This window comes from Lysinibacillus sp. KCTC 33748 (assembly GCF_002237755.1).
In the GTDB taxonomy this organism is placed as follows: Bacteria; Bacillota; Bacilli; order Bacillales_A; family Planococcaceae; genus Lysinibacillus.
Window position 1 is genome coordinate 37,196 of record NZ_MWSJ01000013.1, and the last position, 21,573, is coordinate 58,768.

Consider the following 21,573-nt stretch of genomic DNA (forward strand, 5'->3'; position numbering starts at 1 on the left):
TGATAAAAATACATCTCCTCGGCACTTATTTTAATGATTATTCAGCAGAAATTAGGTTTTCTGTCTCAAGCTCATCTTTTTCAATACGGATTTGACGGTAACGTTGCATACCAGTACCTGCAGGAACAAGTTTACCGATAATTACGTTTTCCTTCAGACCAAGAAGTTCATCACGTTTACCTTTAATAGCAGCATCCGTTAACACACGAGTTGTTTCTTGGAATGATGCAGCAGATAAGAATGATTCTGTTTCAAGAGACGCTTTTGTAATACCAAGGATCACAGGACGACAAGTTGCAGGGTTTTTGCCATTCATAACAGCATCTACGTTTGCCTCTGAGAATTGGTGAATATCTAGTAATGAACCTGGTAATAATTCTGTATCTCCAGCTTCAATTACACGTACTTTACGAAGCATTTGGCGAACCATTACCTCGATATGTTTATCACCGATTTCTACCCCTTGCATACGGTATACTTTTTGTACTTCTTTTAACAGGTATACTTGAACTGTTGAAACGTCTTTAACTTTTAACAATTGTTTTGGATCGATAGAACCTTCTGTTAATACTTGACCACGTTCTACAAAGTCGCCTTCTTGTACTTTCAGACGAGCATTGTAAGGTGCTGCGTATTTACGTGTTTCTACTTCACCTTCAATTGTAATCTCTTTTAGACCTTCACGAATTTCAGTGATGTCTGAAACAGTACCTGCGATATCAGAAATAACTGATTGACCTTTAGGATTACGTGCTTCGAAAATCTCTTGGATACGTGGAAGACCTTGTGTAATATCATCCCCGGCAACCCCACCTGTATGGAATGTACGCATTGTTAACTGTGTACCTGGTTCACCGATTGATTGAGCCGCAATAATACCAACTGCTTCTCCAACTTCAACCTCTTCACCTGTTGCTAAGTTCATGCCGTAACATTTTTTACATACGCCATGTTTTGTATTACATGTAAACGCAGAACGGATTGTAACTTCTTCGATACCTAGCTCTATAATGTTACGAGCGATATCTTGGTCGATTAAACCGTCTTTTTCTAAAATTACATCGCCCGTTTCTGGATGATGGATTGTTTTCTTCGTATGACGACCGATAATACGTTCATCTAACGCTTCAATTAGCTCTGTGCCTTCCATTAACGCACCGATTGTTAAACCACGGTCAGTTCCACAGTCATCCTCACGAACGATAACATCTTGTGCTACGTCAACAAGACGACGTGTTAAGTAACCTGAATCGGCAGTTTTTAGGGCTGTATCGGCAAGACCTTTACGAGCACCGTGAGTTGAGATGAAGTACTCTAATACCGTTAAACCTTCACGGAATGAAGATTTAATTGGAAGTTCGATGATACGACCAGCCGGGTTGGCCATCAGACCACGCATACCAGCTAACTGTGTAAAGTTAGATGCGTTACCACGGGCACCTGAGTCAGACATCATAAAGATTGGGTTTGTTTTCTCAAGCGACTTCATTAGCTTAGATTGAATTTCATCTTTCGCAGCACTCCAGCTTGAGATAACGCGATCATAACGCTCATCTTCCGTGATGAAACCACGACGGAATTGCGCTTGAACTTTATCTACTTTTTCTTGAGCTACCGCTAAAATTTCGCCTTTGTCTGGTAATACGACGATGTCAGATACACCTACTGTGATACCAGCGCGTGTTGAATATTTGAATCCTAGGTTCTTCATGCGGTCAAGCATTTTAGATGTTTCAGTAATGTGGAAACGTTTAAATACTTCAGCAATGATATTACCTAAGAATTTTTTACGGAATGGATTTACAACTGGTACTGATGCAAAGTGTTTGCGCAGTACAGCTGTGCGTTGTGCTTCTACTTTACCTTTTTCATCAAGTCCCTTATAAGCAGCATCTGCTTCAAGCTCTTTTAACGTTTCTTCATCAATTGTTAAGTTAACGAAGTAGTTGCTTGGTGTTTCTTGCTCTAAGTTGAAATCAGTTGGCTCATTAATGTATGGGAATGATTTAGGCAAGATTTCGTTAAAGATTACTTTACCAACAGTCGTTAATAAGAACATATTATTTTGTTCCTCAGTAAATGTTGGGTTATTTAACGAGCTTGCTTTAATCGCAATACGAGTATGCAAATGAACATGACCTGTATCATATGCAATTAATACTTCGTTTGGTCCATAGAAAATTGTTCCTTCGCCGCGAGCTGTTTCACGTTCAAGTGTTAAGTAGTAGTTTCCTAATACCATATCTTGAGATGGTGTTACAACTGGTTTACCGTCTTTCGGGTTCAGGATATTTTGTGCAGCAAGCATTAGAAGACGAGCCTCTGCTTGCGCTTCCGCTGATAATGGTACGTGAACCGCCATTTGGTCACCATCGAAGTCAGCGTTATAAGCTGTACATACTAATGGGTGAAGACGAATAGCACGACCTTCAACTAGTGTTGGTTCAAACGCTTGAATACCAAGACGGTGAAGCGTAGGTGCACGGTTTAGTAATACTGGATGCTCACGAATAACATCTTCTAAAACGTCCCATACATCGTTGTTTAAACGCTCTATTTTACGTTTAGCAGATTTAATATTATGAGCTAGGCCACGTTCTACTAACTCTTTCATTACGAAAGGCTTGAATAATTCAATTGCCATTTCTTTTGGTAGACCACATTGGTACATTTTTAAGTTTGGACCTACTACGATAACCGAACGACCAGAGTAGTCAACACGTTTACCAAGTAAGTTTTGACGGAAACGACCTTGTTTACCTTTCAGCATATGTGAAAGTGATTTTAATGGACGGTTACCAGGACCTGTTACAGGACGACCACGACGACCGTTATCAATTAATGCATCAACAGCTTCTTGTAACATACGTTTTTCGTTTTGTACGATGATACTTGGAGCACCAAGGTCTAGTAAACGTTTTAAACGGTTATTACGGTTGATTACACGACGATATAAATCGTTTAAGTCAGAAGTTGCGAAACGGCCACCATCTAATTGCACCATCGGACGAAGCTCTGGTGGAATAACCGGTAGTACATCTAAAATCATCCATTCAGGAGAGTTACCTGAGTTACGGAATGATTCAACAACTTCAAGACGTTTAATGGCACGCGTACGTCGTTGACCTTGTGCTGATTTTAACTCTTCTTTTAAAGAATGAGTTTCATCTTCAAGATCAATTTTGCCTAATAATCTTTTAATTGCTTCCGCACCCATAGATGCTTCGAATGTGTTGCCGAACTTTTCGCGATATGCACGGTACTCTTTTTCAGAAAGTAGTTGTTTACTTTCTAAGTTTGTAGCACCTGGCTCGATTACAACGTAAGAAGCAAAGTAAATTACTTCTTCTAGTGCACGTGGGGACATATCTAAAATAAGACCCATACGGCTAGGAATACCTTTGAAGTACCAGATATGTGAAACTGGTGCTGCTAATTCGATGTGGCCCATACGTTCACGACGAACTTTCGCGCGTGTTACTTCAACACCACAACGATCACAAACTACGCCTTTGTAGCGTACACGTTTGTATTTACCACAATGACACTCCCAGTCCTTAGTTGGACCGAAAATACGCTCACAGAATAAACCATCTTTTTCTGGTTTTAAAGTACGATAGTTAATTGTTTCAGGTTTTTTAACTTCACCGTATGACCAAGAACGGATCTTGTCAGGAGAAGCTAAACCAATTTTCATATATTCAAATTCATTAACGTCTATCAAGGAGCCTACCTCCCTCTAGTATAGGTCTTTATAAAGACTCTTTTACGCAGCTCGATAATCGTTTGCAAGAATCATTTCTCTTTAGCAAAAGATTAAAAATAGAATAATTTATTAAAAGAAGAAGCCGGACAGGGCGTTAAATCCTGCCCGACTAATTTGAAAAATAACTTTGACCGTGTTCACTAATAATGTGAATTAACGTTTTCCATTATTCAAAAGACTCTACTGGCTCTTCTTCTGTATCTTTCTGTGGTGCAATGTTAAGTGCATCAGCTGGTTGAAGATCTTCTTCTTCGTCTAAATCGCGAAGCTCTACCTCTTCATCATTGACTGTTAACATTTTCACATCCATACCAAGAGATTGAAGTTCTTTAATCAATACTTTGAATGATTCAGGAACGCCTGGCTCTGGTACACTTTCACCTTTAACGATTGCTTCGTATGTTTTCACACGACCAACAACGTCATCGGATTTAACTGTTAAGATTTCTTGAAGTGTATAAGCAGCACCGTATGCTTCAAGTGCCCATACCTCCATCTCACCAAAACGTTGTCCACCGAACTGTGCTTTACCACCAAGTGGCTGTTGTGTAACAAGTGAGTATGGACCAGTTGAACGCGCGTGAAGTTTATCATCAACCATGTGAGCAAGTTTGATCATGTACATGATCCCTACTGATACACGGTTATCAAATGGTTCACCTGAACGTCCATCATACAGGATTGTTTTACCATCACGGTTCATACCTGCTTCTTCCATCGTTTCCCAAACATCTTCCTCGTTGGCACCATCAAATACTGGAGTTGCCATATGAATGCCTAGGGAACGAGAAGCCATACCTAAGTGTAATTCTAAAACTTGTCCGATGTTCATACGAGAAGGTACACCAAGTGGGTTTAACATGATATCAACAGGAGTACCGTCTGGCATGAATGGCATATCCTCTTCCGGTAAGATACGAGAGATAACCCCTTTGTTACCATGACGTCCGGCCATTTTGTCCCCTACGCGGATTTTACGCTTTTGAACAATGTAAGCACGAACTAATTGGTTAACACCTGGTGGTAATTCATCGCCATCTTCACGGTTAAATACTTTTACGTCAAGAATAATACCGCCAGCACCATGTGGTACGCGTAATGAAGTATCACGTACTTCACGAGCTTTTTCACCGAAGATAGCATGTAATAAACGTTCTTCAGCTGTTAATTCTGTAACCCCTTTAGGCGTTACTTTACCTACAAGAATGTCACCGTCACGTACTTCCGCACCAACGCGAATGATACCACGTTCATCTAAATTACGAAGTGCATCTTCCCCGACGTTTGGAATATCACGAGTGATTTCTTCAGGTCCTAATTTTGTATCACGAGACTCTGATTCATATTCTTCAATATGAACAGATGTATAAACATCGTCTTTTACAAGGCGTTCGCTCATAATAACAGCATCCTCATAGTTAAAGCCGTTCCAAGTCATGAACGCAACAAGTACGTTACGACCAAGAGCAAGTTCACCATTTTCCATAGATGGACCATCTGCTAAAATGTCACGTGGTTTCACACGTTCGCCAACTTTTACAAGTGGACGTTGGTTGTATGAAGTACCTTGGTTAGAACGAATGAATTTTTGTAATTTATATTTTGTTAAATCGCCTTTAACCTCTTTACCGTCAACGACTTCAATACGGCGAACATGGATAGAGCGAGCTTCAACGTGCTCAACAATACCATCATATTTCGCTACTACAGCCGCACCTGAGTCACGCGCATCAACGTGTTCCATACCAGTACCAACAAATGGTGCTTCTGGGTTAAGAAGAGGAACTGCTTGACGTTGCATGTTGGCACCCATAAGTGCACGGTTCGAGTCATCGTTTTCTAAGAACGGGATACATGCAGTCGCAGCTGACACTACTTGTTTAGGTGATACGTCCATGTAGTCCATTTGCGATTTGTTAAATACTGTATTATCCCCACGGAAACGGCCTACTACTTCTTCTTTAGCAAATGTACCATCAGGATTTAATAGTGAGTTCGCTTGTGCTACATAGTAGTTATCTTCTTCATCAGCTGTTAAATAATCAATTTGATTCGTTACTGCACCTGTTTCGTGGTCAATACGACGATAAGGTGTTTCAATGAATCCGAATTTATTTACTTTGGCAAATGAAGATAATGAGTTAATTAAACCAATGTTTGGACCCTCTGGTGTCTCGATTGGACACATACGACCATAGTGAGAATAGTGAACGTCACGTACTTCGAAACCAGCACGTTCACGTGTTAAACCACCAGGTCCTAATGCAGATAGACGACGTTTATGCGTTAACTCTGCCAATGGATTTGTTTGGTCCATGAATTGTGATAACTGAGAGCTACCAAAGAACTCTTTGATTGACGCAATTACTGGACGAATATTAATTAATTGTTGTGGTACGATTGCTGCTGTATCGTTAATAGACATACGCTCACGTACTACACGTTCCATACGAGATAAACCGATACGGAATTGGTTTTGTAGAAGCTCACCAACAGAGCGTAGACGACGGTTACCTAAGTGGTCGATATCATCTGTTGCCCCTACTTGGTAAAGTAAGTTGAAGAAATAACTTACTGAAGATAAAACGTCAGCAGGCGTAATATTCTTCACTTCTTCATCGATGTACGCATTACTAATAATATTGATTTCTTTTTGCGCTTCATCTTTTGGTGCATAAATTTTAATAGACTGGATTGTTACATCATCCTCAAGCACTCCACCTACTTGCGATAAAGTGCGGAAACCGATTCCTTTAGATGAATCTTCTAAATACGGTAAGATTTTATCTAAAGTACGACGGTCAAGAACTGTACCTTTTTCTACTAAAATTTCGCCTGTTTCTGGATCTACAAGCGTTTCAGCAATCGTTTGGTTAAATAAACGATTTTTGATATGAAGCTTTTTATTCATTTTGTAGCGACCAACATTCGCTAAATCATAGCGTTTCGCATCAAAGAAACGAGAGTATAATAAACTCTTCGCACTTTCAACTGTTGGTGGCTCACCTGGGCGTAAACGTTCATAGATTTCTAAAAGTGCTTTTTCAGTACTTTCAGAGTTATCTTTTTCTAACGTATTACGTAAAAATTCATTGTCACCGATAATATCGATAATTTCTTGGTCTGAACCGAAACCTAATGCACGAAGTAACACTGTTACTGGTAGCTTACGAGTACGATCAATACGCACGTATACTACATCTTTCGCGTCAGTTTCATATTCCAACCATGCACCACGGTTTGGAATAACTGTTGCTCCGAAACCTTTCTTACCGTTTTTATCAGTTTTATCATGGAAATACACACTTGGTGAACGAACTAATTGTGAAACGATAACACGTTCAGCACCATTGATAATGAACGTACCTGTTTCTGTCATTAATGGGAAGTCACCCATAAAGACATCCTGTTCCTTCACTTCGTCTGTTTCTTTGTTGTAAAGACGTACTTTCACACGTAATGGAGCTGCGTAAGTAACATCTCGCTCTTTACACTCATCGACTTCATACTTAGGATCTCCTAATGAATAATCGATGAATTCTAATGAAAGATTACCTGTAAAGTCCTCGATCGGCGAAATGTCACGGAACATTTCACGTAGACCTTCTTCAAGGAACCACTCGTAAGACGCCGTTTGAATCTCAATCAGATTTGGAAGCTCAAGCACCTCGTTAATACGCGCAAAGCTTCTACGCTGGCGGTGTTGTCCATACTGAACTAGTTGACCTGTCAACTCATTCACCCCTCAATAAAGCGATATTAGGTCTTTGCAAAATCATACAAATAGTGTATGATTTCGAAAGACAAAAAGAAAACGAGTCTTCAAAAAGATCTCATTTTCGGTTAACTAAACTTATCTTGGCAAGTATACCCACATTATAACAATCATATACAAAAGGGCATACGACCTCAAAATAATATTTTTGCATTTTACCATGTTATCATAGCCGATTTGTCAAGTCAATAATTTATGCATATTTCATTTATTTTTTTGCACGTACTATCCAGTAGCCTTTTTTCTTCTCCACAACATCGACTTCAGAAAATTTTTCTTCTAAATAACTTACCGTTGATGGTGCACCTTGCTTCTTCTGTATTACTACCCACAACTCGCCAGATGACACTAACTTATCATAAGCTCCATCGTAAAAACGGAAAATTGTTTCCTTTCCTGCGCGAATTGGAGGATTGGTTAAAATAGCTGCGGCTTTTACATCGTTGTCAACCATCGATAGTCCGTCACTCACAAATATCCGTACATTTTGAACACCGTTTATTTGCGCATTTTTTTGTGAGAGTGCAACTGCACGTTCATTTATATCCATCATAAGAACGGCACGATCTGGGTTTGTTTTGGCAATCGATAATCCAATCGGTCCATACCCACACCCCACATCAAAAATTGCACCATCAATATCTGGCATTTGAAAAGCATCTATTAATACACGGGATCCAAAATCTACTTCGCTTTTACTAAATACCCCTGCATCCGTTTCGAAGGAAAACGTATGCCCTAACAATTTGAATGTCCAGTGACGAGGTTTACTCTCAGTTTGAGGCTTACTTGTATAATAGTGATCTGACATTTTCACGCCTCCTCAGAATGAAGAAAAAAAGCTCGCCGCAATGACGAGCTTTCCTTTTGTTTAAAAGTAATACGAGATTACTTAACTTCTACAGATGCGCCAACTTCTTCAAGTTTAGCTTTGATTTGTTCAGCTTCATCTTTAGAAACGCCTTCTTTAAGAGCTTTAGGAGCGTTATCTACTACTTCTTTAGCTTCTTTAAGACCTAAACCAGTGATTTCACGAACCGCTTTGATTACTTTGATTTTTTCGCCACCAGCAGATGCTAGTACTACGTCAAACTCAGTTTTTTCTTCAGCAGCGCCAGCAGCAGCACCACCTACTACTGCTACAGGAGCAGCAGCTGTTACACCGAATTCTTCTTCGATAGCTTTTACTAAATCGTTTAATTCAAGAACTGTCATAGCTTTGATAGCTTCTAAGATTTGCTCTTTATTCATTATAATTTCCTCCTAATTGGATAATGTTTTTTTGTTGCGGGTTAAGCCGCAGAAGTTATAGTGCGTATGGAATTACGCGCCTTGTTCTTCTTTTTGTTCTGCAACAGCTTTTGTTGCAAGTGCGAAGTTGCGCACTGGAGCTTGAAGTACAGATAAAAGCATAGAAAGAAGACCTTCGCGTGATGGAAGTTCTGCAAGTGCTTTAACATCTTCAACAGAAGAGATTGTACCTTCAATAATACCTGCTTTAATTTCTAAAGCTTCATTTTTCTTAGCGAACTCGTTGATGATTTTAGCAGGAGCTACAACATCTTCATTAGAGAACGCAATTGCGTTAGGACCAACTAATACGTCATTGATTCCTTCAAGGCCAACAGCTTCAGTCGCACGACGAGTTAAAGTGTTTTTGTAAACTTTGAACTCAACGCCAGCTTCACGAAGTTGTTTACGAAGCTCAGTCACTTGTGTAACGTTAAGACCACGGTAATCCACAACTACTACAGAAGCAGCGTTTTGGAATTTCTCAGTAATCTCTTGAACTTGTACTTGTTTGTTTTCGATTGCTTTGCTCATGATGACACCTCCTATTAGAATGGGTCATTTATACCGACAAAAGAAAAGCCTCTGGGTCAAATAGACACAGAGGCTGAAAGTCATCATCTTTAAAATAAGAATCCGAATTCCGATGTCCTCGGTAGGATCATTAAGTGACAAGTCACTCCTACTGTCTACGGTACAAATGGATGATTCACAACAGCATCCATCATATCACAGATAGACAGAGCCGTCAACAGATTTATATAAAAAAACTAATTATTTTACTGCTACGCTTGAAGCGTCAACTTTAATAGCTGGGCCCATTGTAGTTGTAACGTTTACAGATTTCATGTAAGTACCTTTAGCAGCAGCAGGTTTTGCTTTTTGTACTACATCAAATACAGTTAAGAAGTTTTCTACTAATTTTTCTGCAGAGAAAGAAACTTTACCGATAGGAGCGTGGATGATACCAGCTTTGTCAGCACGGTATTCTACTTTACCAGCTTTAATTTCTTCGATCGCTTTAGTTACATCGAAAGTAACTGTACCAGTTTTAGGGTTTGGCATTAAACCTTTAGGTCCTAATACACGACCAAGTTTACCAACTTCACCCATCATGTCAGGAGTTGCAACGATTACATCGAAATCGAACCAACCTTGTTGGATTTTTTGGATGTATTCTGCATCGCCTACATAGTCAGCACCAGCTGCTTCAGCTTCTTTAAGTTTTTCACCTTTAGCGAATACTAATACACGTTGAGTTTTACCAGTACCGTTTGGTAACACTACTGCACCACGGATTTGTTGGTCGTTTTTACGAGTATCGATTCCTAGACGGAAAGCAACTTCTACAGTAGCGTCGAAGTTCACTGAGCTAGTTTTTTGAGCAAGTTCGATTGCTTCTTGTGCACCGTATACTGCGTTACGGTCGATTAATTTTGCTGCATCTTGCAGTTTTTTACCTTTTTTAGCCATTATATAATTCCTCCTTGATTGTGGTTATAGCGGATTTTACCTCCCACGAATAAAGGTTGCGCGTTCACAAAGAAACTCCGCAACCTTCCAAAAAACAAATACATCATCAAGTAATGGGATTAGTCTTCAATAACAATACCCATGCTTCGTGCAGTACCTTCAACCATTAACATTGCAGCTTCAACTGAAGCAGCGTTAAGGTCTGGCATTTTAGTTTCAGCGATTTCGCGAACTTTATCACGTTTAACCGTTGCAACTTTTTTACGGTTTGGTTCACCTGATCCAGATTGGATACCAGCTGCTACTTTAAGTAGAACTGCTGCAGGTGGAGTTTTCGTAATGAAAGTAAATGAACGGTCCTCGAATACTGAAATTTCAACTGGAATAATAAGACCAGCTTGATCAGCAGTACGCGCGTTGAATTCTTTACAGAATCCCATGATGTTCACACCTGCTTGACCTAATGCAGGACCAACCGGTGGGGCTGGATTTGCTTTACCAGCAGGGATTTGAAGTTTAACAACTTTAATAACTTTTTTAGCCACGAGACACACCTCCTTAAGTCCGTGATGTGGTAATTGGGTTGCCCCTCCCACTCAATATCTGTCTGTCAGCTAAGTGCCGATAACATTAAAATTATCATTGCAGACGTCAAACCAAAGTATGACAGTCTGACCTTTGAAATGATACCACTTTTATTTTTTTTAAGCAAGTAGTAAATAACAAATTCTGTGACATACTCATCAGACATATGGCACTTTAGTTGCTAAAACTACATTTTTTGTATTTGCTCAAAATCAAGTTCCATAATTGTTTCGCGACCAAACATGTCTACAGAAACCTTCACTTTTCCTTTTTCAGTGTCAATTTCTTCAACACGTCCTTGGAAGTGTGCGAAAGGCCCTTCTAATACTTCTACCGCTTCTCCAACAGAAATATCAATCTCGACAACTTTGTCAGTCATGCCCATTTGTTGTAGTAGACGGTCCGCTTCTTCAGGTAATAATGGTGTTGGCTTCGCACCACCGCCAGATGAACCGATAAAGCCAGTTACGCCTGGCGTATTACGCACAACATACCAAGAATCATCTGTCATAATAAGTTCTACTAAAACATAACCAGGGAAAACTTTACGCATCATTGTACGCTTTTTCCCATCCTTTAATTCCGTTTCTTCGTGTTCAGGCACAATAACACGGAAAATCTTATCTTGCATACCCATCGTTTCTACACGTTTCTCTAGGTTTGCTTTTACACGGTTTTCATACCCTGAATACGTATGAACAACATACCAATTTTTCTCCATAACTACTAGGACTCCTCGTCCGTCCCTCCCTTACTAAATCAATTACGCCTTGGCGTAATTGTGTCTGGATTTTGTATTGTGCTTGCACAATTAGTTCCTTTCAAAATCCGTGACATCTGCCAGCGGCTTTATCTTCATTCAGTCGGTGTTTGGACACCTACCAAAGAGGAACTGCATTTGCATTCAACCTACCACTTTTAGAAGCAGGAATCTTCTACTGAATGATGATAAAAGTGAAAAGAATCGGATATGCTAAGTGCATTCTTTACTCTTTTCACAAACTGCTATTAGAAAAACATAGCTTTCGCTAATAGCTAGCGAAAGCCTGATGATATATACCAAATCTAGCATAGTCATCTATCGCTACCCCCATACTATCCCGAGTAGCGTACTTATCATATTAAGAATATTTTACTGCTGATTACTTCATACAACAAACGAAACAAACGAAAAAACCCGTTTATTGTAATGACGGGCTATTTCAGAAGTATTAACATGCTATTTACTAAATTATAACTCTAAGTACCAGCGGAATAATGATGAAATACCTAAGTCTACTAACACAAAAAATAAAGCCATAATTACAACAGTTGAAATTACAACGACTGTATATTTCGTCAGTTCTTTACTTTTTGGCCAGCTTGTTTTGCGCATTTCCGACATTACATTGCTGAAAAAGCCTTTAATCTTGCCCATTCTAGCCTAACCTCCGAATCAATCATATCTGTCTATTTACAAATTATTTATAGCGTTTGTTTATGCACTGTATGTTCATTGCAATGCGAGCAAAATTTCTTTAATTCGAGGCGTACAGTTGAATCTTCCTTAGCTGGAAACGTATAATTTCTCGATCCGCATTTTTCGCAATTTAGAACGACTTTTTTTGCCATATAATCACCTTTTCGGCACTTTGTCTTTTCAAGACTAACACCTATATTTGTCAATGTCAACAAAGGCATACAACTGCTAAGACATTTCTTCAAGAACTAAATGTCGCTCTAATTTACGCTTTACTCGTTGTAAAGCATTGTCAATAGACTTCACATGACGATTTAGTTTCGCAGAAATTTCATGATAAGACTGACCATCTAAGTAAAGAGCTAACACTTGTAGTTCTAGTTCACTTAAAATCTCACCCATCTTCTCTTCTAAGTAGCCAAACTCTTCTCTATGAATCATTAACTCTTCCGGATCATCCATAATAGCACCCGTTAATACATCCATTAAAGTACGATCTGACTCTTCGTCAAAAATAGGCTTGTCCAGAGAAACATATGAGTTTAGTGGAATATGCTTTTGTCTCGTAGCTGTTTTAATAGCCGTAATAATCTGCCTTGTAATACACAGCTCAGCAAAAGCTCGAAAAGAAGCAAGCTTATCTCCCTTAAAATCACGAATGGCTTTATATAAACCAATCATGCCCTCTTGCACAATGTCTTCCTTATCTGCACCAATTAAAAAATAAGATCTAGCCTTTGCTCTTACTAACAAACGGTATTTCGTAATTAAATAATCCAACGCATCTGTATTACCTTGATGCACCATTTCAATAAGTTCTTCATCATTGAATCGTTCAAAATCTTGTGTCACTTGTACAATACTATTTTTAAACATGGTATCACCTCAGCCACAACAGATAATTAGGAACAGTATAACGGAATTGGAAAATATGAGTCAATCAATCATTTCAAACCACGCCGCCATTTTTCAAAGGCCAAAGCAACATCCGGCTTAAGCTCCATGCGGGATGGCGGTCTGCTATCATGTTTTTGTTTCACCTCATGAGAAATTTTATGTTGGATAATACCCATATCAATTTCTAGCTCTCTTGCCGATTTTCGCAGAGCACCGTTACCAAAAATAACGTTTTGCTCTGCCATATCGGAAGTCGCTACGTGAATCTGTACATTTCTAGCCTTTAGTTCGTGAGTCATTTTTTCAATACGTTCATCTGCTGTTTCATTTTTCCGTGTATAAATGATTTCGACATCGTTTTCTAAATAAGTTTGCTCCACACCCGGTACAAGATGTGCGTCAAAAACTATAATTACGCGCCACCCCATAGCTGCCTTATACTCAGCCATAAGCTCAATCAATCTCTTACGGGCATCTTCAAAATTTGTATCACGTAATGGTCGTAGCTCTTTCCAAGCTCCTATCATATTATAGCCGTCAACAAGCAAAATAGTTTTCATTGTCAATCATTCACTTCTTGACGTTTACGATACACTTCGTACATTAAAAGTGCAGCAGCTACCGATGCATTTAGTGATGTGACATGTCCAATCATCGGCAAATGATATAAAAAGTCACATTTCTCTTTTAATAAGCGGCCCATTCCTTTGCCTTCACTACCAATAATAATCGCAAGCGGCAATGTTGCATCCATTTTACGATAGTCTGCAGAACCCTTGGCATCTGTACCTGCAATCCATACCCCTCGTTCTTTTAGCTCATCCACCGTCTGCGCTAGATTGTTAACACGCACGACAGGTACATGCTCAATTGCCCCAGTTGATGCCTTTGCCACTACGGCTGTCAAACTCACAGAACGGCGTTTCGGAATAATAATACCATGCACACCTATCGCATCAGCAGTTCGCATAATAGAGCCTAAATTATGCGGATCCTCTAGCTCATCTAAAATTAAGAAAAATGGATCTTCTTGTTTTTTTGCCGCAGCCGCAAATAAATCCTCTAGCTCCGCATATTGATATGCCGCAACAGAGGCAACAATTCCTTGGTGATTGGCATCTGATAATTGATCAACCTTTTTCTTCGGGACAAATTGAACAATGACACCACGTTCACGTGCCAAATCTAGAAGTTCGTTAACCCCCGATTTTTTCACACCTTCTGCAATCCATACTTTATTCATATCGCGGCCTGAACGAAGTGCTTCTAACACTGGGTTTTTACCGGCAATCATTTCTCCATTTTGCTCTGCCATTAATTTGACACTCCTTTCGATTCCTCGATTATTTGAATAGCGTATGCAATGATTGCATAAACGCGTTCTAATTCATTTAATAAAAATAAACTACCAAGCACAGCCTCAAAGCCTGAGCTATTACGGTATGTTTGAACATCTGTATTTTTCGGCACAGAGCCGGATTTGGCATTGCGTCCACGACGGAACACAGCCAACTCCTCCTCTGTTAAAAAGCCTTCATCCATCATTCGATGTACAATCATAGATTGTGCTTTCGCTGATACGTAATGTGTCGCTTCCCTATGAAGTGTGTTAGGTTTGACGCGACCCGCACGTAGCAGATGCTCTCGTACCTTTTGTTCTAAAACTGCGTCCCCCATATAGGCTAACGCTAATGCATTCAATTGCTTAACATCTTCGTTGCGGAGTTTATCCAAATTACTTACCCTCGTTTCCATCTAGTTCCTTGTCGCGTATCTTCTAAAACGATACCTTGTGCTTGCAAATGGTCACGAATTTCATCTGAACGGGCAAAATCACGATTTTTACGAGCTTCTATACGCTCCTGTAAAAGCGCTTCAATTTCTTCGTCTAATAACTCTTCTTCTTTTGCAAATTCAATACCTAAGACGTCACCTAACACCTCAAAAGTTTCAGTAAAATGCAATAATACTTTTTCATCAGTATTCGTTTCATTTAAATAAATATTTGCGATTCGCGCTAATTCAAATAATACGGAAATAGCATTGGCTGTATTAAAATCATCATCCATCGCTTCTTCAAAATGCGCTTTTTGTTCAGCAATTTTTCCAAGCCATCCTTCTGAGCAATCACCTAAGCTTGCTGTTGCTGTTAAACGGTGTTTGACATTGTTGTAGGCAGTACGAATTCGTTCTAAACCATTTGCGGCTGCATCTACTAAATCCTTCGCAAAGTTAATCGGATGACGATAATGCACCGAAAGCATAAAGAATCGTAAAATTTGCGGGTCAATTTGTTTACGAATATCATTTACGAGTATAAAATTGCCAAGAGATTTGGACATTTTTTCATTATCAATATTAATATACCCATTGTGCATCCAATAACGCGCAAATGTCTTATCATTATGAGCTTCAGATTGTGCAATTTCATTTTCATGATGCGGGAATGTTAAATCTTGCCCACCAGCATGAATATCCATAGTATCTCCTAAATGCTCACGCGCCATTACTGAGCATTCAATATGCCAACCTGGACGTCCTTTGCCCCATGGACTTTCCCAGTAAATTTCGCCTGGCTTCGCAGCTTTCCATAGAGCGAAATCTAACGCATCATCTTTTTTCTCACCCGCTTCTATACGAGCACCGATTTTTAAATCATCCACCGCTTGGTGAGATAATTTACCGTAACCATTAAATTTACGAGTGCGGTAATAAACATCACCCGCTGACTCATAAGCATAGCCTTTATCGATTAAAACTTGAATGAATTGAATGATATCATCCATATGCTCTGTTACGCGTGGATGTACATCTGCTTTCTTGCAGCCTAACGCTGTAATATCTTCAAAGTATGCAGCAATAAAGCGTTCCGTTAATTCATGAACCTCTTCTCCAAGTTCATTTGCAGCCTTAATAATTTTGTCGTCCACATCTGTGAAATTTGAAACAAATTTCACATCGTAGCCTTTGTATTGGAAATAACGACGCACTGTATCGTAGACAATAACAGGTCGTGAATTCCCAATGTGAATGTAGTTATATACTGTCGGACCGCAAACGTACATTTTTACTTTGCCTTCCTCCAGCGGTACGAAAGTTTCCTTTTGTCGTGTTAATGAGTTGAAAATTTGAATACTCATTGTATTTCTCTCTCCTTTTGTAAGCGTTCGATTTCCTGATTCATTGCTGCAATCTGCTTCTCGAAAGCTTGACAACGTTCTTCTACAGGGTCAGGGATATTTTGATGGTCTAGTTTTTTCTCTAGACGGACTCCATCCTTAATCACTATTTTACCAGGAATACCGACAACCGTAGCATTTGGTGGCACTTCTTTTAAGACAACTGAGCCTGCACCAATTTTACTATTTTCACCAATTGTAATAGAACCTAACACTTTCGCACCTGTTGCAACTAGTACATTATCCTCTAATGTCGGATGGCGTTTCCCCTTTTCTTTTCCTGTACCACCTAAAGTTACACCTTGATACAACGTTACATTATCACCAATCTCACATGTTTCACCAATAACAACACCCATCCCATGGTCAATAAAGAAACGTCGACCGATTTTCGCTCCAGGGTGAATTTCAATTCCAGTAAAGAAGCGACTAATTTGTGAAATGGTACGGGCTATAAAATAAAAACGCTTTTTAAAGAACCAATGTGCAACTCGATGTGCCCAAGTAGCGTGCAAGCCCGAGTATGTTAATATCACTTCGAATACACTACGCGCAGCCGGGTCATTCTCAAAAATTGTTTCTACATCTTCCTTCATTCTTTTAAACACAAAAGCTCCCCCTTTTCATTTTGATCTACCTTGATCCTTCGAAATACTATAGCTGACGTTGATTTCACCCCAGAGTTACCGAGTGATTTTGGCGCATCCCCCACTTCAAGTCTATGTCTAGAAAATAAAAAAGCGCCCCTATCATCCCAAAAAAGGAATGACAGAGACGCTAAAATTTGCGCGGTTCCACTCTGATTGAAGGCGAATGCCTTCCACTCTGGACGTTCTATAACGGGAACGAATCGATAAAGCCTACTTTTTTTCAGCTTTATGCTCAAAGGTGCATTTCAGTTTTGCCTAGGCTCAGACCACTTTCAGCCGGTGATGGTCCTCTCTTTAGAGCATGCGCCACTTACTTCTCCTTATCAACGCTTTTTCAATGTAAATACATTTTACAACGAACTAATAAATTGTCAATCAATTTCTACTTATTGCGCAAATTTTTCTACACGGTCAATTATTTTCTGTTTGCCAATTAAGCAAATTGCGTTCGGAAGTTCTGGACCATGCGTTTCACCCGTCGTTACGACGCGAATTGGCATAAATAGATTTTTACCTTTGTGTCCAGTTTCTTTTTGAACAGCTTTAATAGCCGCTTTAATTGTATCAGGCGTAAATTCCTCTAAACTTTCAAGCTGCGCTTTAAATGCAGTCATTACCTCAGGTACCTGTTCACCTGCTAAAACTGCTTTTGCTTCTTCATCATATTCAATATGATCGTTAAAGAATAGGCGAGATAGTTCTACAATTTCAGCACCAAAGCTCATTTGATCATGATAAAGTGCGATTAAATCTGTAGCCCATGCACGTTCTTCTTCTGTTAATTCTTCTGGTAATAAACCAGCTTTTTGTAAGTGTGGTAAAGATAAAGCCACTACTTCTTCTAAAGATAATTTTTTAATGTATTGGTTATTCATCCAAGTAAGCTTTTGTTTATCGAACATAGACGGTGATTTTGAAAGACGTTTTTCATCAAAGATTTTAATAAATTCTTCTTTTGAGAAAATCTCTTCTTCCCCTTCAGGAGACCAGCCAAGTAATGCAAAGAAGTTAAACATTGCTTCAGGTAGGTAACCTAAATCTTTATATTGTGTTACGAATTGAATAATTGATTCATCACGTTTTGATAATTTTTTACGATTTTCATTAATGATTAATGTCATATGACCATAGCTTGGATATTCCCAGCCGAATGCATCAAAAATCATCATTTGTTTTGGTGTATTCGATAAATGCTCTTCACCACGGAATACATGTGAAATTTCCATAAAGTGATCATCTAGCACTACCGCATAGTTATACGTTGGGATACCGTTTGCTTTAACAAGTACCCAGTCACCAATATCTTTTGACTCAAATGATACTTGTCCACGTACTAAATCTTCAAATTCATATGTTACATTTTCAGGTACGCGCATACGAATTGTATATTGTTCACCAGCAGCTTCTTTAGCCGCAACTTCCTCTGCTGATAAATGACGGCAAGTACCATCATAAGTCGGAGCTGCTACACCTCGTGTTTTTTGTTCTTCACGAGACGCTTCTAATTTCTCTGAAGAACAGAAGCATTTGTAAGCTAAACCTTGCTCTAGTAGCTTTTCAGCGTGCTCTTTATAAATATCAAGACGCTCCATTTGACGATAAGGTGCATACGGTCCACCAATATCGATCGACTCATCATATTCAATACCTAACCATTTTAAGTTATCTAGCTGAGATGCTTCTCCGCCCTCTACATTTCGCTCAACATCTGTGTCCTCAATACGTACGATGAATTTACCGTTATGATGTTTTGCATATAAATAGTTAAATAACGCTGTACGCGCTCCACCGATATGTAAGAAACCAGTAGGGGATGGCGCGTAACGAACACGAACTTCTTTCGCCATAATTAAAAGCCTCCTAAATTTTCGTTCAAAAAATTGACTTTGTTCATTTTACCACTCTGTTACAGGAAATAAAAGCACTGAGAGCTCGCTTTTATTTCTTCATCAATAGGATTGTCGCCATCGCTGCAATCCCTTCCTCGCGACCTGTAAAACCTAAACGCTCAGTTGTTGTTGCTTTAACATTCACTTGAGAAGGCTCTGCATGAAGCAATTCAGCAATACGATTTTGCATTTGTTCAATATACGGTGCCATTTTCGGACGCTGTGCCATTATCGTACAATCCACATTACCTAAAACATAGCCTTTATCCTCAACAATTTTCCAAATATGCTCTAATAATTTCGCTGAATCAGCATCTTTGAACGCAGGATCTGTGTCTGGGAAATGACGACCGATATCGCCCTCACCAATAGCCCCTAACGCTGCATCTGTTACAGTGTGTAATAAAACATCTGCATCCGAATGCCCTACCAACCCTTTTTCATGAGGAATTGTTATACCACCAATAATTAATGGACGCCCTTCTTCAAATGCATGCACGTCAAATCCTTGTCCCACTCGAAACATATGATTTTGAGAATGTCTAATAAGATAAATAAAAAATCCACCAACTGAAGCTCATTTACTTCAAGAAATATGCAGACTTAAATAGCTTCTATTCAGCTTATAAGACAGTCTCATTCACCTTCCTTCACTTTTATATTTACTCTATATTATACCCTCATATTTTAACATATTTCCTAGGAAATTGAGTTAACAGTAAACCTTACTCTAGACTAAAGTTCAATTAAAAAATAAAATCTCATCAGCATCTACTGCTAATGAGATTTTTGTATGCTATCATAATGTTTTCAAAGCACGTTTACGCAAGATCGCTTCACCAAACACTAAATCCTCTTGCGTTGTCATTTTTACATTTTCGTAGCTACTTTCTACAATATGCACCTCATGGCCAAGACGTTCAACAAGCATTGCTTCATCGGTACCAAGGAAGCCCACCTTCTCAGCGACATCCTCTGCCTCTACAATCAAATCAAATTGAAATGCTTGAGGCGTTTGAATCATCCATAAGCTTTCTCGATCAATCGTCTCCTCAATAACACCATCACGTACTTTTTTCATCGTATCCTTCGCACGAACACCCGCAATCGCAGCGCCAAAGTCATGCGCACTTCGCACAAGATTCGCTATAATGTCGTGCGTAATAAATGGACGCGCAGCATCGTGCACAAGCACAATATCAACCTGCTTCATTTCTTTCATGCAAGAATGGACGGAATGCTGTCGCTCTGCACCACCATCAGGTAAACCTTTAACTTTAGTAATTCCATACCTCTCTAGCATGTCCTGAATAAACACACGCTCTTCAGGCTTTACCGCAAGCCAAATACCTGTACACTGACTATCCTGTTCAAATACCTCCAGCGTGTGTACGAGGATCGGTTTTTCTAAAAGATTTAAAAATAACTTATTCTGCCCTGCGCCCATTCGCTTTCCGCTTCCCGCAGCAGGCAATACTACTTCATATTGCACATTTCCCACTTCCTAGTCATCCTTTGGTTTAGCAAAAATCATTCGACCAGCTGATGTTTGAAGAACACTTGTTACGGTTACTGTAATTGCCTGTCCTATATAGCTACGTCCACCTTCAACAACGATCATTGTGCCATCATCTAAATAAGCAACCCCTTGATTATGCTCTTTCCCATCTTTAATGACCATCACTTGCATATCCTCACCTGGAATTACGACAGGTTTGACTGCATTAGCTAAATCATTGATGTTCAGTACTTTAACGTGGTGTAGCTCGCAAACTTTGTTAAGGTTAAAGTCGTTCGTCACAATTTGTGTATCGTAGCCCCTTTTCTTTGCAAGGCGCACGAGCTTTAAGTCAACCTCTTGAACATCCTCAAAGTCCTCTTCAGTAATCTCAACATTCGTCATACGTTCATCTTGTAATTTTTTTAAAATATCTAAGCCGCGACGACCTCTTGTACGCTTTAACGTATCCGAAGAATCAGCAATATGCTGGAGCTCCGTAAGGACAAACTGTGGCACAACTAGTGTACCTTCTATAAAGCCTGTTTCTGAAATATCTGCAATACGACCATCAATAATAACACTAGTATCTAACAGTTTATAGCTCCCTCGTACTTCTTGAGGCTCTACACCTTCCGCTAGTTTTTTCTTTGTAGTGTTACCACGCAAAGTAAATAGCTGGATTAATTCATCTCGCTTTTTAAAGCCTACACGGAACCCTAAATATCCAAGCATAAATGACAGTATAATTGGTAAAACCTTTGTAATAATCGGTAAATCAATACTATCGATTGCGAAACCTAAGAAATAAGCAACGATTAGTCCGATAATAAGTCCAAGTGTACCAAAGAATAAGTCACCAACCGGTACTTTAAATAGCACCTCTTCCATCCAACTAATAAGCCGTACAAAATAATCCGAAAAGGCAAATGATAATGTAAATAGTAAGAGCGCTCCTAAAGCTACTGATACGTAAGGGTTATCAAGCCAAGGATTAGATGATAAATGAAGCAATTCGTATAATGGCGGTAAGAAAACAAGGCCTAATGCTCCTCCAATCAGTAAAAAAGCAATTTGAACAAATTTTTTCATAAACTGTCACCCCCCATTCT

At 39.3% G+C, this 21,573-nt stretch carries 20 protein-coding genes and 2 other annotated features; all 20 genes read right to left on the reverse strand.

Annotated features, from left to right (window positions below; genetic code table 11):
- Positions 1-37: 37 nt before the first annotated feature.
- Positions 38-3,724 carry a DNA-directed RNA polymerase subunit beta' gene (gene rpoC, locus B1B04_RS15765; RefSeq protein ID WP_079562376.1) on the reverse strand — a complete coding sequence of 1,229 codons (3,687 nt, stop codon included), beginning with the start codon at positions 3,722-3,724 and terminating at the stop codon, positions 38-40.
- A 208-nt stretch (positions 3,725-3,932) separates the two neighbouring features.
- Entirely contained in the window at positions 3,933-7,508 is a 3,576-nt protein-coding gene (gene rpoB / locus B1B04_RS15770; RefSeq protein WP_170938996.1) for a DNA-directed RNA polymerase subunit beta, read from the reverse strand.
- Between the two features lie 241 nt (positions 7,509-7,749).
- Positions 7,750-8,352 (reverse strand): class I SAM-dependent methyltransferase, encoded by a 603-nt coding sequence (locus tag B1B04_RS15775; RefSeq protein ID WP_079562378.1) that lies wholly within the window; start codon positions 8,350-8,352, stop codon positions 7,750-7,752.
- A gap of 77 nt (positions 8,353-8,429) precedes the next feature.
- Positions 8,430-8,792, reverse strand: coding sequence for a 50S ribosomal protein L7/L12 (rplL, locus tag B1B04_RS15780; RefSeq protein ID WP_079562379.1), 363 nt, complete (start codon positions 8,790-8,792; stop codon positions 8,430-8,432).
- Between the two features lie 72 nt (positions 8,793-8,864).
- Entirely contained in the window at positions 8,865-9,365 is a 501-nt protein-coding gene (rplJ, locus tag B1B04_RS15785; protein WP_079562380.1) for a 50S ribosomal protein L10, read from the reverse strand.
- Between the two features lie 32 nt (positions 9,366-9,397).
- Positions 9,398-9,544, reverse strand: a sequence feature (ribosomal protein L10 leader region).
- Positions 9,545-9,605: 61 nt separating this feature from the next.
- Entirely contained in the window at positions 9,606-10,304 is a 699-nt protein-coding gene (gene rplA, locus B1B04_RS15790; protein ID WP_079562381.1) for a 50S ribosomal protein L1, read from the reverse strand.
- Between the two features lie 119 nt (positions 10,305-10,423).
- Positions 10,424-10,849, reverse strand: a complete 426-nt coding sequence (gene rplK, locus B1B04_RS15795; RefSeq protein WP_004233593.1) for a 50S ribosomal protein L11 — start codon at positions 10,847-10,849, stop codon at positions 10,424-10,426.
- Between the two features lie 227 nt (positions 10,850-11,076).
- Positions 11,077-11,610: a transcription termination/antitermination protein NusG gene (nusG, locus tag B1B04_RS15800; RefSeq protein ID WP_079562382.1), complete on the reverse strand. Its 534-nt coding sequence runs from the start codon at positions 11,608-11,610 to the stop codon at positions 11,077-11,079.
- 510 nt (positions 11,611-12,120) lie between these two features.
- Positions 12,121-12,306 (reverse strand): preprotein translocase subunit SecE, encoded by a 186-nt coding sequence (secE, locus tag B1B04_RS15805; RefSeq protein ID WP_053596042.1) that lies wholly within the window; start codon positions 12,304-12,306, stop codon positions 12,121-12,123.
- A gap of 47 nt (positions 12,307-12,353) precedes the next feature.
- Entirely contained in the window at positions 12,354-12,569 is a 216-nt protein-coding gene (gene rpmG / locus B1B04_RS15810; protein WP_370044011.1) for a 50S ribosomal protein L33, read from the reverse strand.
- Between the two features lie 7 nt (positions 12,570-12,576).
- Positions 12,577-13,224 (reverse strand): RNA polymerase sporulation sigma factor SigH, encoded by a 648-nt coding sequence (sigH, locus tag B1B04_RS15815; protein ID WP_079562384.1) that lies wholly within the window; start codon positions 13,222-13,224, stop codon positions 12,577-12,579.
- Between the two features lie 68 nt (positions 13,225-13,292).
- Entirely contained in the window at positions 13,293-13,805 is a 513-nt protein-coding gene (locus tag B1B04_RS15820) for an NYN domain-containing protein (RefSeq protein ID WP_079562452.1), read from the reverse strand.
- Between the two features lie 2 nt (positions 13,806-13,807).
- Positions 13,808-14,560: a 23S rRNA (guanosine(2251)-2'-O)-methyltransferase RlmB gene (gene rlmB / locus B1B04_RS15825; protein ID WP_079562385.1), complete on the reverse strand. Its 753-nt coding sequence runs from the start codon at positions 14,558-14,560 to the stop codon at positions 13,808-13,810.
- Positions 14,560-14,979: a Mini-ribonuclease 3 gene (locus B1B04_RS15830; RefSeq protein ID WP_276207763.1), complete on the reverse strand. Its 420-nt coding sequence runs from the start codon at positions 14,977-14,979 to the stop codon at positions 14,560-14,562. Before B1B04_RS15830 ends, rlmB begins: the two co-directional genes overlap by 1 nt.
- Positions 14,980-14,984: 5 nt before the next feature.
- On the reverse strand, positions 14,985-16,385 hold the full coding sequence (gene cysS / locus B1B04_RS15835) for a cysteine--tRNA ligase (RefSeq protein WP_079562387.1): 1,401 nt from the start codon (positions 16,383-16,385) through the stop codon (positions 14,985-14,987).
- On the reverse strand, positions 16,382-17,032 hold the full coding sequence (epsC, locus tag B1B04_RS15840) for a serine O-acetyltransferase EpsC (RefSeq protein WP_079562388.1): 651 nt from the start codon (positions 17,030-17,032) through the stop codon (positions 16,382-16,384). Before epsC ends, cysS begins: the two co-directional genes overlap by 4 nt.
- Positions 17,033-17,191: 159 nt before the next feature.
- Positions 17,192-17,410, reverse strand: a binding site (T-box leader).
- Between the two features lie 50 nt (positions 17,411-17,460).
- Complete coding sequence (gltX, locus tag B1B04_RS15850; protein ID WP_079562390.1) at positions 17,461-18,921, reverse strand: glutamate--tRNA ligase; 1,461 nt, start codon at positions 18,919-18,921, stop codon at positions 17,461-17,463.
- A gap of 91 nt (positions 18,922-19,012) precedes the next feature.
- Positions 19,013-19,489 (reverse strand): 2-C-methyl-D-erythritol 2,4-cyclodiphosphate synthase, encoded by a 477-nt coding sequence (ispF, locus tag B1B04_RS15855; RefSeq protein WP_053482833.1) that lies wholly within the window; start codon positions 19,487-19,489, stop codon positions 19,013-19,015.
- A gap of 273 nt (positions 19,490-19,762) precedes the next feature.
- Positions 19,763-20,455, reverse strand: coding sequence for a 2-C-methyl-D-erythritol 4-phosphate cytidylyltransferase (gene ispD / locus B1B04_RS15860; protein WP_079562453.1), 693 nt, complete (start codon positions 20,453-20,455; stop codon positions 19,763-19,765).
- A 12-nt stretch (positions 20,456-20,467) separates the two neighbouring features.
- On the reverse strand, positions 20,468-21,553 hold the full coding sequence (locus B1B04_RS15865; protein ID WP_079562391.1) for a PIN/TRAM domain-containing protein: 1,086 nt from the start codon (positions 21,551-21,553) through the stop codon (positions 20,468-20,470).
- Between the last annotated feature and the right edge of the window lie 20 nt (positions 21,554-21,573).